The sequence below is a fragment of the Methyloversatilis sp. genome (assembly GCF_030696805.1).
Classification (GTDB): domain Bacteria; phylum Pseudomonadota; class Gammaproteobacteria; order Burkholderiales; family Rhodocyclaceae; genus Methyloversatilis.
Genome location: NZ_JAUYRO010000089.1, coordinates 1 through 14,942, shown reverse-complemented (window position 1 = coordinate 14,942; position 14,942 = coordinate 1). Strand labels below are relative to the sequence as shown.

Genomic DNA, 14,942 nt, shown 5'->3' with positions numbered 1-14,942 from the left:
CGCATCTCGGCGACCGGGATCGCCTGCGGGGGCGGCGCGGGGGTTTCGGCGAGCACCGCTCGCCGCCCGCAGAGCCGGTCGGCCATGCAGGGCCGACCGTGGGACGGCTCCTACGAAAGCCGCGGTGCTGTCCGCCCTTCGTAGGAGCGGACCCTGTCCGCGATCCGCACGTCGATCACGCGGTGCTTCATTTTGGAGACCGGAATCGCCTGCGGGGGCGGCGCGGGGGTTTCGGCGAGCACCGCTCGCCGCCCGCAGAGCCGGTCGGCCATGCAGGGCCGACCGTGGGACGGCTCCTACGAAAACCGCGATGGTGTTCGCTTGCCGCGCCGGGCCCACCGCGGAAGATGCCCACGAAAACCGCCGCGGTGTTTCGCCGTAATCCTCTACTTTTCCGGCCGGGACAGACTGTCTTCAAGGCGGTCGCGGTAGCCTTCGACGAGGTTTTCCAGTTTGACGCGACCGATCTGCGTGAACGGTTCGCTCTGCCCGGCACGTTCGCCGAGCGAGCGGTCGCGCCAGCGGTCGAGCATGTCGATGCCGGTCTGATACAGGGCGATGTTGTCCTTCGTGCACTGGGCCAGTTTGCCGGTCAGCGATTCACCCTGGGTGCGCGCGCCCTGCAATTCGCGTTCACTCTTCTGCAGAGTGTCGCGCGTCTGCGCAAGATCGCGCTCGCGGTCGGCCAGCTGCTTGCGGGTCGCTTCGAGCTGCTGCGCCTGTACTGCGGCGGCGACACGCGCTTCTTCCAGTTCGCTCGCGAGCTGATCGACCTTGCGCTGCGCACCGCTGGCGCGACGCTTCGCGCTGGCCGCTTCTTCTTCAAGCTTGGGCAATTCGACTTCGGCCGCCTGCTTCAACCGGTCGGCTTCGGCGGCAGCCTGCTGGCGCGCCTGCTGTTCCGCCGACAGCGCCTGCTGCAGTTGCTGCGCCTGGGCGCGCAGACGACGCAACTGCTCCTGCTCGCGCGAGGCCTGCTGCGCATGGACGGACGTGGCGCCGAGCAGCGCCACCAGGAGGAAGCTCAGGGTCTTCACGGTCAGAACCTCACGTTCATGTCGACCATCATCGTGTCGACCTGGAAACGCTGATTACGGATCAGGAAGGGATCGAACGTCAGTCCGTCGATGGTTTCGGCCGAATACCAGCGGAAGCCCAGCGCGGTGTCGCGATAAACACCGTAGCTGCCGCCGAGCACGAAGCCTTTCAGATTTGTACCGCCAAGACCGAAATCGGAATCGGTGAAACCGTCGAGCACCGAATCGGAACCGATGTGCTTGTAGGACGCAAACACCTGCCAATCATGTGCAAGCCTGACTGACGGCATGCCAACGGCGGCACGCAGATGCCACGCAGTGTCACTGCCGTCACTCACGTTCAGACCGGTGCGACGAAGGATGTCACCCCGATCGAAGCCGGTGTTCTTCACGTACTCGGCCGACAGCAGCACGTGGACCGGGTCAAAATATGCGAGATCGGCGGTCGCGGTCAGCACCCAGGGCTCGAACTTCGAGGCCAGTCCGTAGATCGGCGCCTCGGTGCCATCGAGCGGGCTGTTGGTCCGCACCAGCGTATTGCCCTTCTGGCGGAGCGCCGACGACTGCTCATAACGCCCATAGCCCTGCAGGGGTTGTTGATTGAAGGCGTCGTAGGCCGTGTCGGTGCGCGCCTCGATGCGGCTGTAGTGGTACTTGGCGACACCGAACCGAAGCTTGACCGAGGAATTGAAGTCAAACTCTGTGCCGATCTGCGCACCGGCCAGCCACTGCTTCTCGGCGTTCGGCGGACTGTCGGCGCGCAGCGGGAACCAGCCGGCGGTGGCGAACGGCCGCAGTGTCGCGGTCGGCGTGACGTTGCGCAGATTGACTGCGACACCGTCGAAATTCAGGTCTTCGTCCCACACCAGATCGGTGGCGAACCACGGGTTGGGCACGCGACCGCCGGTAAACGACGCCCACTCGACCGGATCAATCTTGATGTAGGCGCGATCGACGAGGAAGCTGTACTTGTTGAAGCCGCTGCCCAGGGTCTGATTGGTCGACACGCGGTCGGTCACGTTGCCGGTGGTGAAACGCAGGCCTGCGCTCACCGAGTCATTGATCTTGGCGAGAACGCCCAGGCGCGCGCGCAAACGCAAACGATTCACGTCGTCCGATACATTGCCGTTCGGGAAACCATTGCCGTCAAGATCTACACCGGACGGGAAGCGGCTGCCCAGCGGAAAATCTGAACTTGTGGCTGCTGCGTTACCTGCAGCGCCCGGCGCAAGTGCCGAGATCGGTGTGTTGTCGTTGGGAAAACTGTCGTTCTGGTAACGCACCCGTATATCACCCTCGATCTTGATGCGCTCGGTCCATTCCGGAATGGCGTTCGGCGTGGCCCAGCCTTCGCTGCGCGCCTGCGCCAGCACTTCCTGCTTCAGTTGGTCGCGTATCTCTGCCTTTACCGATTCGGGTACGTACTGCACGCGCACCGTGGTGTCCTTCTTGGCCTTGGCCACTGCCTTGGCGGTTTTGACTTCGGCGGCCTTGACCAACGCATCGGCCTTCTCGCGCGTCAGCACGCCGGTGTCGACCAGCGCATCGATCAGGTTGAGCGTGGTCTGGCGCAAGGTATCCAGCGTTTCCGCTTCGCTGGCGTGCGCCGGCAGCGCGAACAGCGCGGCCAGGGCAACAGGGAGGAGGGATTTCTTCATGACATCGGTCCGGGATCTGTCTGGAATAGGTAAGCGGGGCGCTCGCGCGCTCAGCCGGTCAGGCGGTTGGTGATGCGCAGGCGGATCGGCTGCGGCATGTCGGCCGGCGGCGCTTCGCGGAAGGCACGCATGTCGGCCAGCGCGGCCGACAGCGCACTGTCGGCCTTGTCGTCACCGGTGCTGTCGTCGAGCACGGCGCGCTGGATGCTGCCGTCACGGCCGAGCCACACCTTCACAACGACGCGATAATCAATCTGCTTCACGTTGCGGTTGCGCGCCAGTTCGTCCTGGATGTGGCGCTGCAGCGCATTGGTGTAGAAGGCGTACTGCATGCGGTTCGGCTTGGCCGGCGCGCCGCCTATCGTGCTGCCGACGTCACCACCCTTGTACTCATTGGTCACGTCACCCGATGCGAACGCGCTCGGGCCGTCGCCGGCCGCACCTTCCATCTTCAGCTGTTCGGCCTGCTGCGGCGGCGCCTCGACCGGCTTGGGCTGCTCGACCTTGACGTCCTTCTGTTCCTTCGGCTCCGGCCGCTTCTCTTCACGCGGCGGTGGCGGGGGCGGCGGCGGCGTATCCGGAATGATGGAAATCTTCGTCACCTGCCGGGTCGGCGTCGACGGCTTCGAAAACTGCGACTTCAACCAGTAGCCGCCATAGCCCACCACCCCCATGCCGACCAGCGCCAGCAGGATGTTGCGCACGCGCCGGCCGGTGCTGGTGCCCTCAAGCGAATCTTCAGCGAGCGCCGCCATCAGGTACCGATCCTGGACGTGATGAGACCGACGTTTTCGATGCCCATGCGATTGACCAGATCGATCACCTCGATCACGCCGGCATACGGCGCGCGGGCTTCGCCGCGGATCATCACGCTGAACTTCGGGTCGCGTGCGCGCACCGCATTGAGCTGGCCTTCGAGCTGGCCGAGCGTCACGCCGACGCCATTGACCATCAGCGCGCCGCTTTCCATCACCTGCACGATCTTGATTTCATGCTGTTCGGTGCTCGGCTTGTTCGACGGCTTGGGCAGCGTCATCGTCAGCCCCTGCACGCCGGCCGTGGTCATCAGGATGAACACGACCAGCAGCACATACGCCAGATCGAGCATCGGCGTGACGTTGATCGAGTCATACGGCTTGGCTTCGGTATTGACCTGCATTACGTGTTCCGCTCCATGCCTAGCCTGCCGCTTTCTTGGTCACCAGCCCGACTTCGGTGATGTCCAGCCGCTTGCAGATTTCCAGCACCGCAGACACCTTTTCAAAGTGCGCCGCCGCGTCGCCCTTGAGCACCACGGGCAGCGCCGGGTTGGCACTCTTGTGCTGGGCAAGGCGGGTTTCTAGCATCGCCAGATCGACCGGATAGGCGTCGAGAAAGACGTCGCCGGCGGCCGTGATCGTGATGGCGCGGGTTTGTGGTTTGGCCAGGCTGGTGATCGTTTCGGTCACCGGCGCCTCGACCTTGATGCCCTGCACCGACGCCGTGGTCATGATGATGAACACGACCAGCAGCACGTACGCCAGGTCGAGCATCGGCGTGACGTTGATTTCGTCGTAAGGCTGGTTGTCGTCCTTGACGTCGGCGGACATGTCAGCGCCGCCCGGCCGCCCGAAGGCGCTGAGTAGCCCCCCTGGGGGGCAGCGAACGAAGTGAGCGTGGGGGTCGCATTTCTTGCCTCAGCGGCCGTGCACTTCGGCGACGCGGGTGATGAATTCGTCGACGAAGATCTGCATGTCGGCGCTGATGTTCTTGATGCGCGACGCGAGGTAGTTGTAGCCGAACAGCGCCGGAATCGCGACCGCCAGACCGGCGACCGTGGCCAGCAGTGCGGCGGCGATACCGGGCGCGATGGCCGTGACGTTCACGTCGCCCGCTGCCGCAATGGCCGCGAACACGATCATCACGCCGACCACGGTGCCGAGCAGGCCGAGGAAGGGGCCGCCGGAAATCGCGATGGTCAGCAACACCATGCGCGCGTTGAGCTTGTGCGATTCGCGCACCAGATCGGCATCGATCGCAGCCTTGATCGCATCCATCGACGCGCCGGTCAGGCCAGCGGCTTCACCATGGGTGTCGAAGCGCTTGCGGATTTCACGCAAGCCGGCGCCATACAGGCGGAACAGCGACGAGTCGCCGTACGTTTCACCCTTGTCGAGCAGCAGGAAGTCATTGGCGGCTGTGCGGAAGCGATTGATGAAGCCGCGGTTGGCCTTGTCGATGCGCATCACCTGCATCGCCTTGTCCACCATGACCCACGCACTGATCAGGAACATGACGCCGAGGATGATGATGACGACCCAGGCATCGACCGTCAGGTTGTCGACCAGCACGCCAAAGTGACTGTGACCGCCTTCTTCCTCGGCCACTTCTTCGCGCACTGCGACGAAGGTCGCGTCGGCGCCCTGCCCCAGCGCGGCCAGCTTGATCCAGTCCGGGCTGCGCGCGGTGTTCGCCAGTTGCACTTCATCGAGTTCGCCGGTGTAGCCCTCGCCGATGACGACGTCGGCCTGCTCGGCAGTCAGTGCGATGTCGGCGCTGCCGGCCGGCTGACCATTTACATAGAGGGTGGCCTTTCCGCCGCCCACCGTTGCGGCGACGTGCTGCCACACACCGGGCTGCAGCGTGCCGCCGGCGAGTCGTGTCGCACCGATGTTCAGCGCCAGCGTGCTGTCTTCGATCTTCACGGTCAGCGCGCCTTGCCCGTACAACGTCGCCTGCTGGGGCAGCGCGGCCGGCTTGATCCAGGCCGACATCGTCCAGGCGCCGCCCGCGGTCGTCGCCAGCGGTGCGCCCGCCGTGACCGTGATCGGCGTGCCGCCGAAGATGGCAGCATCACCCAACAGCGCCGCCTTCTGGATCTGCACCGCGCCCTGCGCCACCAGCGCGCTGGCGGACGCATCGGCCAGCGGCGCGGCTTCGGAGAAGTGCCACACGCCGACGGTCGAGGCGTCATACGTCGCCGTGCTGTCCTGCGCGCCGCCCACTGCTGCGTTGCCGAAATAGGCGTACAGCGTGGCCGGCGTGTCGCCGGACGCGATCAGCGGCACCTGCACCCACACCACGGCCAGTTCGTTCAGCGCGTCGTAGCGTTCGATGTGGTGCATCAGCACCGTCTTGTCATCGGCCGTGACAAAGCGGATGTCCGAACCGTCATCCTTCGCGGCAAGGAAATCGAAATTTCCGCTGTGCAAGCGGATCGCGACCGGAATCGAGTTCTGCGGCGCGGCGATCGGCACGCCGGCGGCGCTGGTGTCAAGCGTGACGATTCGACGGGCAGTCCACGCTTCGTCCCACCAGGCGTTGGCAAAAGAGGGGATGAGCGCCGCGAAGGCGCCGAGAGCAATCAGGGTTTTCATGGCAGGCGGGGAAAAGTTCAGCGCCGATTGTCGGGGCGAAACATGTCCATGCCGTGACATGAAATATGGGCATTAATAGTCCGTTCGGACTATCCGGCGCACCGATTACTGCTGCGCCGCATCACGGCTGGTGCACCGGCTTCGCTTCGCCACAAATGAAAAACGCGGTTGCGCTGCACACCGGATCGCCTGGTCGGCGTCCCGGTGCCGCAGGCCTCATCAGATGGCGGAGCGGTCTGTCGACGCCTGCGCGCTGCGCATCGGCGCAGCACGCCGGGCGCATAGGTCGACTCGTCGTTGATCACCAGACCGTCGAATGACTGGCCGGCCGGCGCCTGGCTCAGCGCACGCAGATAGGCGAGGTCATACGTTGTTTCGTGGGCCGGCACACCCGGCCAGCGCGCCCTTGTCCGACAGGCTGCTCAGGTGGCCGGGTTCGTAGCTGGATTCAAGGATGCTCGTGCCACCGGCAAACGAGGCCGAGGACACGGTCAGGCCGGCAAACATCAGGACACTTGTGTTTGCCGGCTGTGGGAGCCGGCTGTGGGAGCGGCTCCCACAGGGGCCGCTTCAACAGGGGCAGGCTGATTTGTTGGCAGCTTCCAGACGAACGCCTCTGCCAGCCGCCCGAACGCTTCACCCGGATCGCACTGCAGCGTGATGGCTTCGCCGCTGACCGGATGCCGCAACTGCATATATATGCAGGCGAGCATCAGCCGGTTCACTCCCCAGGCAGACGCGAAGTAGCGGTTGTGCACGCCCTTGCCGTGGGTCGAATCGCCGATCACCGGGTGGGCGATGTGATTCATGTGGCGCCGGATCTGATGCGTGCGGCCGGTCAGCGGCAGCGCTTCGACCAGGGCATAGCGGCTGCTCGGATAGCGGTCGACCGCGACCGGCAGTTCGATCGTCGCCAGACGGCGATAGCGGGTCAGCGCCGGCTGCACCTCGATGGGGTCCGCGCCCTCGCGCGCCGCGCGCGGGTCGATCGCATCGATCACGCGACGCAGCGGATGGTCGATGATGCCCGCCTCGGGCGGGTGGCCGCGCACCAGCACGAGGTAGCGCTTGTCGGGCGTGTGCTGCGCGAACTGATCTGCCAGCGCATGCGCCGACACGGCGTCGAGTGCGAACACGAGCACGCCGGAGGTGCCGCGGTCCAGCCGGTGCACCGGCCACACGCGCCGGCCGATCTGGTCGCGCAGCCGCTGCACTGCGAATTCGGTTTCGTGCCGATCGAGCGCGGTGCGGTGCACCAGAAGGCCGGACGGCTTGTTGATCGCGACCATGACGTCATCGCGATAAATGATTTCAAGCGGATTGTCGGGCAGGGAGACAGTCACGGACAGGTCGGTTCGGGTCGTCGGAGGCGCGGCGCATGATCGCACGTGAGTGCACTGCAGCATCGATTGGCGAGAGCGAACGCGCGAGCGGTGCTAGATTGAAGTTCTGACTTCTGAACGCATCATCTGCCAGGAGGACTGTCATGAACGACGTAGACGTCAATCAGTACATCGTCGATCTCACCAATCATTCGAACCGGCTGCGCCTCGAGTCGGCCGTGCCGGGCCGCCAGATGAAGGTGGTGCTGCGCCACGCGCGCGACCCGTCTCAGCCGACTGTCCACGGTGCCGGTCTGGTCAGCGCCGACAAGAGGGTGTTTTCGATCGATGTCGTCACACCGGCCGGGGTACACAGGCTTTCACACAACTGGCCTGAACTGAGCGCCGAACTGGCGACCTTTTCGGAAGTCGATTGAGCCGCATCCGGCTGGAGCACACGCGGTTGCGCCGCGCTCGTCCAGCCGATCGCTGACGGCACGTCCGCCGCCACTCAGGACTTCGAATCTGGCGCCGACCGGAGCCCGACCGGCAGGCCGAGCGCGCGCCAACCGTCGAGACCCAGCTTTTCCAGCGTGTCGATGTTGCGCTCGTAAATGCTTTCCGCTTCCGGAAAGGCATCGACCGCGCGCGTGACACTGGCTTCGCGCAGCAGGTGGATGGTCGGGAACGGCGCCCGGTTGGTGAAGTTGCCGATGTCGTCCGGTTCGGTGTCGGCGAACTGCCACAGCGGATGGAAGGCGGCAACCTGCAGCACGCCCTCGTGCCCGTGCTCGGTCACCGCATCGTCGATCAGATCGAGCACGTCGTTGAAGTCGAGAAAATCCTCGAGCAGCGATGCATGCATGATCAGGGTGGTATCGACCTGCTGCGGGTCGGCCGCGGCGAGAAATTCGATCTCGCGGTCGATGTCCTCGAGGTAGGCATCGAGGTGCGTCGCCTCGCTGACCACATAGCGCACCTGTTCCTTCACATACACCGCCTTGGCGAACGGGCACAGGTTCAGGCCGATCACGGCCTTTTCCAGCCAGTCGCGGGTGGCGGCGATCACGTCGTCCGTGGTGTGGTCCGTTGTGTGGTCCGTTGTGTTGTTTTTCGTCATGCGGCGAAACCTTCGATCAGGAATTGTTCGATCGGCGCGGTCTGCGCGGTGTCCATGAACATCGGCGCGTGTCCGACGCCGGCAATCTCGAGCGTGCGCGCCTTCGGACCGCGCGCCGCCATCTGCGCCAGCGTGTCGCGCGTCAGCAGATCCGATTCGGCGCCGCGCACGCACAGCGTCGGGCAACGGATCGCCTCATACAGATTCCACAGTTCGATGCCGCCCAGGAACAGCATGCCCTGCATCGGCTTGGCGATATCCGGGTCGTAACCCATTTCGAAACCACCACCGGCCGTCGGCCGTGTCGAATGCGCGGTGAGATGGCGCCACTGTGCGTCGGTCAGCGGCCCGAATGGCGCACTGACTGAACGGATGTACCGGTCGGCCTCGTCCAGGCTGGCGAACTTCGGCGCCTTGCCGACGTACTCCGCGATGCGCCGCAGGCTCAACGAGGTGACCACCGGGCCAACGTCGTTCAGCACCATGCGGGTGATCGGAGACTGTGGCAGCGCGGCGAGCGCCATGCCGATCAGGCCGCCCATCGAGGTGCCGAACCAATGCACCTGTTCGACGCCGAGGCGCGCGATCAGCGTCACCATGTCGCCGACGTATTGCGGCACCCCGTAATTCGCGGCGTCCGGCAGCCAGTCGCTGCGCCCGCGCCCGGCCACGTCCGGGCATACCACGCGGTAGTGCCGGGCAAGCTGCTGCGCCAGGAAGTCGAAATCGCGCCCGACCCGGGTCAGACCATGCACGCACACCAGCACGCGCGGATTCGCCGGGTCGCCCCATTCCGCATAGGCCATGTGATGCAGCCCTTTCGGATTGGCGCACTGCACGCGGTGCAGCCGCGGCTCCGCATTGCGTGGCGCAGGCGGTGTGCTGCCGAACCACGCCGATATCCGGTCGAACAGTCCCATCACGGTCCTTCGGGTTGAACAGGAAACCGATTGTGCCAGTAGCGCGCGTCGATCTCGCGGCTGAGCCTGCGGTGGATGCCGCCTGCGGTGAAATCGAATGCCACGGCACCGTGGAGGTCGCTGCGCCACTGGGCAGTTCCCTGGTCGTCATAGCGTGCCTGCACCTTCGGATGCGGGTGATTGAAGCGGTTGCGGTAGCCAACCGCGTGCACGACATCGCTGGCGTCGACCGCCTCCACGAAAGCTTCCGTCGACGACGTGCGGCTGCCGTGATGCGGGCTCACCAGAAGGTCGGCCGCCAGCGGCGCAGCCGCCTCGAGCAGCGCCGCTTCGCCGTCGGCCAGCACATCGCCTGTGATCAGGGCAGAACCGTGGACGCTGTCGACGCGCAGCACGCAGGACAGCGCATTGCTGCTGCGCGCGCCAAGTGCAGCGGCGCCGGGCGGCGGATGCAGCATCGAAAAGCGCACGCCATCCACCGTCCAGCGCTGGCCGGCGGCGCAGTCGCGCGTGTCGGGCCGCGCCATACGTAGCCCATCATGCGCCGGTACCGACGACAGCACCTCGCCCACCGGCAGACCGGCGAGCAGCGACGCGGCACCGCCTGAATGATCGCTGTCGGCGTGGCTGACGATCAGTGTGTCGAGTCGCCGCACACCGATCGCCCGCAGATAGGGCAGCACAAGCCGCCCGCCGGCATCGGCTTCGGCGCCGTAGCGCGGGCCGGTGTCGAACATCAGGTCGTGCTGCGCCGTCTGCACATGCACGGCCAGCCCCTGACCGACGTCGAGCACGACCACCTGCATGTCGCCGGCGGCCGGCCGGGTGTCCGGCGTCATGAACAGCGGCAGCATCAGCGGCACGGCCAGCGCACGTCCGGGCCAGCCGCGCGGCGCCAGCAGGTTCGCCGCACCGAGCACGCCGCACGCCACCGCCCAGCCGGCCGGCGCCGCGGCATGCCACAGCACCCAGTCGGGCGCGACCAGCCACTGCACGGCCCACATCAGCCCGGTGGTGAGCGCATGCGCCAGCCACAGCAGCGCATCGAGCGGCAGCACGATGGCGATCAGCACCAGGGGCGTGATGACCACGCTGACCAGCGGAATCGCGAACAGATTGATCAGCGGCGACACCAGCGACACCTGACCGAACAGCGCCATCATCGGCGGCGCCAGGCCGAGCGTGATCGCCGCCTGTGCGCCGAGCCAGCTGCGCACCGGATGCGGTGCGCCCAGATGGCCTGCGCCTGCGTGGAACAGCAGCGCCACCGCGCCGAACGACAACCAGAAACCGGGGTTCATCACCGCCATCGGCTGCAGCGGAAGCACGACACATACCGCCAGCGCGAGCGCATCGAAAGGCGACGAGAAGCGTCCGGCCAGCATGGCCAGTCCGGCGACCGCCAGCATGATCAGCGTGCGCTGCGCCGGAATGCCGAAACCGGCCAGCGCGCAGTAGGCGGTGGCGGCGACCAGTCCGGCGACGATGCCGGCACGCTGCGCGGCACAGCGAAGCGCAAGCGCCGGCACCCGGCGCCAGAGCGCGGACAGCAAAAGACCGGACAGCGCGGCCACCATCGTGACGTGCAGCCCGGAGATTGACACCAGATGCGTCAGACCGGCACGCTCGAACAGGTCCCAGTGTGCCGGCGGGATCGCCCGCTGGTCGCCGATCGCCAGCGCGATCAGCACGCCTGCCCATTGCCACGCCTGCACCTCGGCCTGCGCATCGTCGTGCATCACCGCCGTGAAGCGCGCGCGCACCGCGTCGCGCTGCGCGTCGATCCATGCGATGAGCCCGCCCGCCTGTTGGTCGATCAGCCGCTGTGCCTGTCGTCCTTCGCCACCGGCACGCACATGACCGGTCGCGCCGATGCCGCGTTCGAACAGCCAGGCTTCATAGTCGAAGCCGTGCGGATTCATGTTGCCGTGCGGCCGCTTCAGGCGCACCCGCAGCTGCCAGCGGCTGCCTGCCTGCAGATGTGGCGCCGCTTCGGATGCCGACGAATCAGCGTGGCGACTGTCGTACCAGGTAAGCGCGATTCGGCGCGGCACGCCGGGCGGTGCCTGCTCGACCGCGAAATCGAAGCGCTGGCCGCGCTCCACCCGCTGCGGCAGACCCGCGATCACGCCGATCAGGTCGATGTCCTGCCCTTCCAGCGCAGGGGGCAGGCGGTCGGCCAGCGCCGCATGCCCGGCTGCGCTGGCCCAGACGAAAGCCACCAATGCAACCGCGACGCAGACGGCGCTGTCCGATGCAGCGCGCGCGGGCCGGGCCGACGCGAATAGCCCCAGTAACAGCGCAAGCGCCAGCAGACCGAACGGCACGGCAGGGGCGGGCAGCACGGCCTGCTGCTGCGCGAGCCAGGTACCGGCAACAAGAGAAAGCGCGACGAGCAGGATCATGACGAACGATTATCCCGTTACACATCCCGGAAGTCATTCGAACCACACTGTTGCCATGCCGTCACGGCGGCAGCGGATAATCTGCCCTGATGAAAAAAATCTTCCGGAAATACATCCCCGACACCGAAACCCTGCGCCGCAATCGCTGGCTGGCGCCCTTTGCAGACTGGCTTGGCCATCCCCGGCTGTGGCATCTGAACCGCCACAGCTGCGCCGGGGGCGTCGCGGTCGGGCTGTTCGCGGGGCTGATTCCGGGGCCACTCCAGATGCTTGGAGCAGCCGCGCTGGCGGTACTTCTGCGCGTGAACCTGCCGCTGTCGATGGCGGTCACCTTCTACAGCAACCCGCTGACCATCGTCCCGCTGTACGCCTTCGCCTGGGGCTACGGCCGGTTGGTGATGCCACTGATCGGCCTGACGATGCCGCCCGGTGCGACCTTCCACGCACCCCACATCCCGGACGGCGCCGGATTCAGCGGCTGGATCCGCGCCCTGTTCGATTGGGTGATGGCACTGGGCGAGCCGCTGCTGATCGGACTGCCGCTGCTGGCCGTGACGCTGGCCGCTGTCGGTTACGTCACCGTGCTGGGTCTGTGGCGCTGGCACCTGTTGCGCAGCTGGCGCGCGCGGGCGCAGCGGCGCAAGGCGTAATCATGACGACGTGGGCCGCAACCCCGTGTTCCCCTACCCGCAAGACGGGCACTGGGCGCGGCGGCTATGCGATGGATTCTGTGGGAGCCGCGTCCTGTGGGAGCGGCGTCCCCGCCGCGATAGTGCTGCGATGGTCGCTGTACAACGTGCGTATCGCGGCGGGGACGCCGCTCCCACAGAAACAGCCCAGATCGCGGCTCCCACAGGGGCCGCTCCCCGGACACCGCACCGCCTGACGCTGCGCGTCACGGATTCAGGGTGACAAGCGCCTGCTTCCGCCTCGCGTCGTGAATCTGGAATCTGCTCTAAAACCGGCCGTCCACCAGCCGCACGATGCGGTCTGCGCGTGCCGCAAGCCGCTCGTCGTGCGTCACGATGACGAAACTGGTGCCGCGCGTGCGGCTCAGCGTCAGCATCAGGTCGAATACGCCATCGGCGGTCTTGCTATCGAGATTGCCGGTTGGCTCGTCGGCCAGCACGCAGGCCGGCTGGGTCACCAGCGCGCGCGCGATCGCCACCCGCTGGCGCTCGCCGCCGGACATTTCGCCCGGCTGATGCTCCACCCGGTGCGCCAGACCGACGTCGGCCAGCATCGCGGCGGCGGCTTCGCGCGCCTGCGGCCGTGACTGGCGACGGATCATCAGCGGCATCGCGACATTGTCGAGTGCCGAAAACTCGGCCAGCAGATGATGGAACTGATAGACGAAGCCCAGCGAGCGGTTGCGCAGCGCACCGCGCGCCGCCTCGCCCAGCGTCGAATACTGCTGACCGAGCAGCGACACGCTGCCCGCGCTCGGCGTATCCAGCCCGCCCAGCAGGTGCAGCAAGGTGCTCTTGCCTGACCCGCTGGCGCCGACGATGGCCACGCGCTCGCCGCGCAGCACTGCCAGATCGACACCGGACAGCACCGGCACCTCGACCTTGCCCTGATGAAAGACCTTGGTCAGCCCTTCGCACTTCAGCACGATGTCACTCATAGCGCAGCGCCTCCGCCGGCTGCACGCGTGAGGCGCGCCAGCTCGGATACAGCGTCGCCGCCAGCGTCAGCAGACCGCCGATGACGGTCACCGTCAGCACGTCGGACCACAGGATTTCCGACGGCAGCTCGGGAATGAAATACACCTCGGCCGACCACAGCGACACGCCTGCGATGGCTTCGATGGCCGGCACCACGATGTCGAGGTTGGACGCCAGCGCCACGCCGCCGGCCACGCCGAGCAGCAGGCCGCCGCCGCCGATGATGGCGCCCTGCACGATGAACACCGCCATCATGCTGGCCGGGCTGGCACCCAGCGTGCGAAGGATGGCGATATCGGCCTGCTTGTCGGTCACCACCATGATGAGCATGGACACGATGTTGAACGCCGCCACGGCGACGATCAGCATCAGGATGATGAACATCATGTTCTTCTCGATCGCGATGGCGCGGAAGAAATTGGCGTGCTGGCGCGTCCAGTCGCCGACCAGCAGACCATCGCCCGACATCTGCGCATGCAGATCGCGCGCAACGCGCGGCGCATCGAACAGGTCGCCCAGCTTGAGCCGAACGCCGGACACGCGGTCTTCCATGCGGTACAGCGTCTGGGCGTCCTGCATGTGGATCAGCGCCAGACTGGCGTCGTACTCGAAGTGCCCGGCCTCGAACACGCCGACCACGGTGAATTGCTTCAGCCGCGGCAGCACCGCCGCCGGCGTCACCAGCCCCTGCGGCGCGATGAGCGTCACTTTCTCGCCGACCTGCACGCGCAGCGCACGCGCCAGCTCGATGCCCAGCACCACGCCGAAGCCACCCGGCTGCAGATCGGCGAGATTGCCGGCGCGCATGTGCTGGCTGAAGTCGGCCACGCCATCTTCGGCCGCCGGCAGCACGCCGCGCACCATGGCGCCGCGCACCGTCTGGTCGAAGCTCAGCATCGCCTGTTCGCTGACATAGGGCGCAGCCGCCTTCACGTCCTTGTTCTGCAGCGCGCGATCGGCCACCTGCTGCCAGTCGGTCAGTTCGTTGTCGTAGCCGGTGATCTGTACGTGTGACGCCACGCCGAGGATGCGGGTGCGCAACTCCTTCTGGAATCCGTTCATCACCGACAGCACCGTGATCAGCGCTGCAATGCCCAGCGCCAGACCGAGCGTGGAAATCAGGGAAATGAAGGAAATGAAGCCGTTGCGCCGTTTCGCCCGCACATAACGCAGGCCGAGCAGGATTTCATAGTTCATGGGGCAAGGATGGTACCGGTATCGGCGATAGCGCGTCGTCCGCATCCGCTGACACGTCGGGCGAAATGATCGACCGGATGCGACGCTGCGGAAGGGAGCCGGGGGAGAGACCTGCGCGCGGCCGCTGTGGGAGTTGCCTCTGGTGGGATGCGCCCCGTCGGATCACTGTGGGATGAGACCTTGTGGGATGCGCCCCGTCGGATCACTGTGGGATGAGACCTTGTGGGATGCGCCCCGTCGGATCACTGTGGGATGAGACC

General features: G+C 66.2%; 15 protein-coding genes. 2 read left to right on the top strand and 13 right to left on the bottom strand.

Annotated elements, in window-relative coordinates; translation table 11 throughout:
- Positions 1-386: 386 nt before the first annotated feature.
- The 8 genes from Q8R75_RS14185 to Q8R75_RS14150 all read right to left on the bottom strand — a co-directional run bounded on the left by Q8R75_RS14185 (position 387) and on the right by Q8R75_RS14150 (position 7,394).
- A complete protein-coding gene (locus tag Q8R75_RS14185) occupies positions 387-1,037 on the bottom strand; it encodes a hypothetical protein (RefSeq protein ID WP_305613319.1) in 651 nt (216 codons plus the stop codon).
- A gap of 2 nt (positions 1,038-1,039) precedes the next feature.
- Positions 1,040-2,695, bottom strand: a complete 1,656-nt coding sequence (locus tag Q8R75_RS14180; protein WP_305613320.1) for a putative porin — start codon at positions 2,693-2,695, stop codon at positions 1,040-1,042.
- Positions 2,696-2,745: 50 nt separating this feature from the next.
- Entirely contained in the window at positions 2,746-3,450 is a 705-nt protein-coding gene (locus Q8R75_RS14175; protein WP_305613321.1) for a TonB C-terminal domain-containing protein, read from the bottom strand.
- The gene (locus Q8R75_RS14170) at positions 3,450-3,854 is read right to left on the bottom strand and encodes a biopolymer transporter ExbD (protein WP_305613322.1); all 405 of its coding nucleotides are present in this window, start codon (positions 3,852-3,854) and stop codon (positions 3,450-3,452) included. Before Q8R75_RS14170 ends, Q8R75_RS14175 begins: the two co-directional genes overlap by 1 nt.
- A 19-nt stretch (positions 3,855-3,873) precedes the next feature.
- Positions 3,874-4,284, bottom strand: a complete 411-nt coding sequence (locus Q8R75_RS14165) for a biopolymer transporter ExbD (protein WP_257079600.1) — start codon at positions 4,282-4,284, stop codon at positions 3,874-3,876.
- 87 nt (positions 4,285-4,371) lie between these two features.
- Positions 4,372-6,051, bottom strand: a complete 1,680-nt coding sequence (locus Q8R75_RS14160; RefSeq protein ID WP_305613323.1) for a DUF2341 domain-containing protein — start codon at positions 6,049-6,051, stop codon at positions 4,372-4,374.
- 363 nt (positions 6,052-6,414) lie between these two features.
- On the bottom strand, positions 6,415-6,558 hold the full coding sequence (locus Q8R75_RS14155; RefSeq protein WP_305613324.1) for a hypothetical protein: 144 nt from the start codon (positions 6,556-6,558) through the stop codon (positions 6,415-6,417).
- Positions 6,558-7,394, bottom strand: coding sequence for a pseudouridine synthase (locus Q8R75_RS14150; protein ID WP_305613325.1), 837 nt, complete (start codon positions 7,392-7,394; stop codon positions 6,558-6,560). The genes Q8R75_RS14155 and Q8R75_RS14150 overlap by 1 nt, the downstream gene beginning before the upstream one ends.
- A 143-nt stretch (positions 7,395-7,537) precedes the next feature.
- On the opposite strand from Q8R75_RS14150, the gene Q8R75_RS14145 reads away from it, so the two are divergent.
- Positions 7,538-7,810, top strand: a complete 273-nt coding sequence (locus Q8R75_RS14145) for a hypothetical protein (protein ID WP_305613326.1) — start codon at positions 7,538-7,540, stop codon at positions 7,808-7,810.
- 74 nt (positions 7,811-7,884) lie between these two features.
- On the opposite strand, the gene Q8R75_RS14140 is transcribed toward Q8R75_RS14145, so the two are convergent.
- The 3 genes from Q8R75_RS14140 to Q8R75_RS14130 are packed head-to-tail and all read right to left on the bottom strand — an operon-like array spanning position 7,885 to position 11,818.
- Positions 7,885-8,493 carry a DUF1415 domain-containing protein gene (locus Q8R75_RS14140; protein ID WP_305613327.1) on the bottom strand — a complete coding sequence of 203 codons (609 nt, stop codon included), beginning with the start codon at positions 8,491-8,493 and terminating at the stop codon, positions 7,885-7,887.
- Positions 8,490-9,413, bottom strand: coding sequence for an alpha/beta hydrolase (locus Q8R75_RS14135; protein ID WP_305613328.1), 924 nt, complete (start codon positions 9,411-9,413; stop codon positions 8,490-8,492). Before Q8R75_RS14135 ends, Q8R75_RS14140 begins: the two co-directional genes overlap by 4 nt.
- The gene (locus Q8R75_RS14130; protein ID WP_305613329.1) at positions 9,413-11,818 is read right to left on the bottom strand and encodes a DNA internalization-related competence protein ComEC/Rec2; all 2,406 of its coding nucleotides are present in this window, start codon (positions 11,816-11,818) and stop codon (positions 9,413-9,415) included. The genes Q8R75_RS14135 and Q8R75_RS14130 overlap by 1 nt, the downstream gene beginning before the upstream one ends.
- A gap of 89 nt (positions 11,819-11,907) precedes the next feature.
- On the opposite strand from Q8R75_RS14130, the gene Q8R75_RS14125 reads away from it, so the two are divergent.
- Positions 11,908-12,468: a DUF2062 domain-containing protein gene (locus Q8R75_RS14125; RefSeq protein WP_305613330.1), complete on the top strand. Its 561-nt coding sequence runs from the start codon at positions 11,908-11,910 to the stop codon at positions 12,466-12,468.
- Positions 12,469-12,773: 305 nt separating this feature from the next.
- Here Q8R75_RS14125 and lolD read toward each other — a convergent pair whose 3' ends face one another.
- Both lolD and Q8R75_RS14115 read right to left on the bottom strand, forming a co-directional pair.
- A complete protein-coding gene (gene lolD / locus Q8R75_RS14120) occupies positions 12,774-13,445 on the bottom strand; it encodes a lipoprotein-releasing ABC transporter ATP-binding protein LolD (protein WP_305613331.1) in 672 nt (223 codons plus the stop codon).
- Positions 13,438-14,682, bottom strand: coding sequence for a lipoprotein-releasing ABC transporter permease subunit (locus Q8R75_RS14115; RefSeq protein WP_305613332.1), 1,245 nt, complete (start codon positions 14,680-14,682; stop codon positions 13,438-13,440). Before Q8R75_RS14115 ends, lolD begins: the two co-directional genes overlap by 8 nt.
- Positions 14,683-14,942: the final 260 nt, after the last annotated feature.

What these genes read in the sequence shown, in the direction of transcription:
- Q8R75_RS14145 (WP_305613326.1), top strand. Translation starts at nt 7,538, where the DNA reads ATGAACGACGTAGACGTCAATCAGTACATCGTCGATCTCACCAATCAT.
- Q8R75_RS14160 (WP_305613323.1), bottom strand. Translation starts at nt 6,051, where the DNA reads ATGAAAACCCTGATTGCTCTCGGCGCCTTCGCGGCGCTCATCCCCTCT.
- Q8R75_RS14165 (WP_257079600.1), bottom strand. Translation starts at nt 4,284, where the DNA reads ATGTCCGCCGACGTCAAGGACGACAACCAGCCTTACGACGAAATCAAC.
- Q8R75_RS14155 (WP_305613324.1), bottom strand. Translation starts at nt 6,558, where the DNA reads ATGTTTGCCGGCCTGACCGTGTCCTCGGCCTCGTTTGCCGGTGGCACG.
- Q8R75_RS14115 (WP_305613332.1), bottom strand. Translation starts at nt 14,682, where the DNA reads ATGAACTATGAAATCCTGCTCGGCCTGCGTTATGTGCGGGCGAAACGG.
- lolD (WP_305613331.1), bottom strand. Translation starts at nt 13,445, where the DNA reads ATGAGTGACATCGTGCTGAAGTGCGAAGGGCTGACCAAGGTCTTTCAT.
- Q8R75_RS14125 (WP_305613330.1), top strand. Translation starts at nt 11,908, where the DNA reads ATGAAAAAAATCTTCCGGAAATACATCCCCGACACCGAAACCCTGCGC.
- Q8R75_RS14175 (WP_305613321.1), bottom strand. Translation starts at nt 3,450, where the DNA reads ATGGCGGCGCTCGCTGAAGATTCGCTTGAGGGCACCAGCACCGGCCGG.
- Q8R75_RS14140 (WP_305613327.1), bottom strand. Translation starts at nt 8,493, where the DNA reads ATGACGAAAAACAACACAACGGACCACACAACGGACCACACCACGGAC.
- Q8R75_RS14135 (WP_305613328.1), bottom strand. Translation starts at nt 9,413, where the DNA reads ATGGGACTGTTCGACCGGATATCGGCGTGGTTCGGCAGCACACCGCCT.
- Q8R75_RS14180 (WP_305613320.1), bottom strand. Translation starts at nt 2,695, where the DNA reads ATGAAGAAATCCCTCCTCCCTGTTGCCCTGGCCGCGCTGTTCGCGCTG.
- Q8R75_RS14170 (WP_305613322.1), bottom strand. Translation starts at nt 3,854, where the DNA reads ATGCAGGTCAATACCGAAGCCAAGCCGTATGACTCGATCAACGTCACG.
- Q8R75_RS14130 (WP_305613329.1), bottom strand. Translation starts at nt 11,818, where the DNA reads ATGATCCTGCTCGTCGCGCTTTCTCTTGTTGCCGGTACCTGGCTCGCG.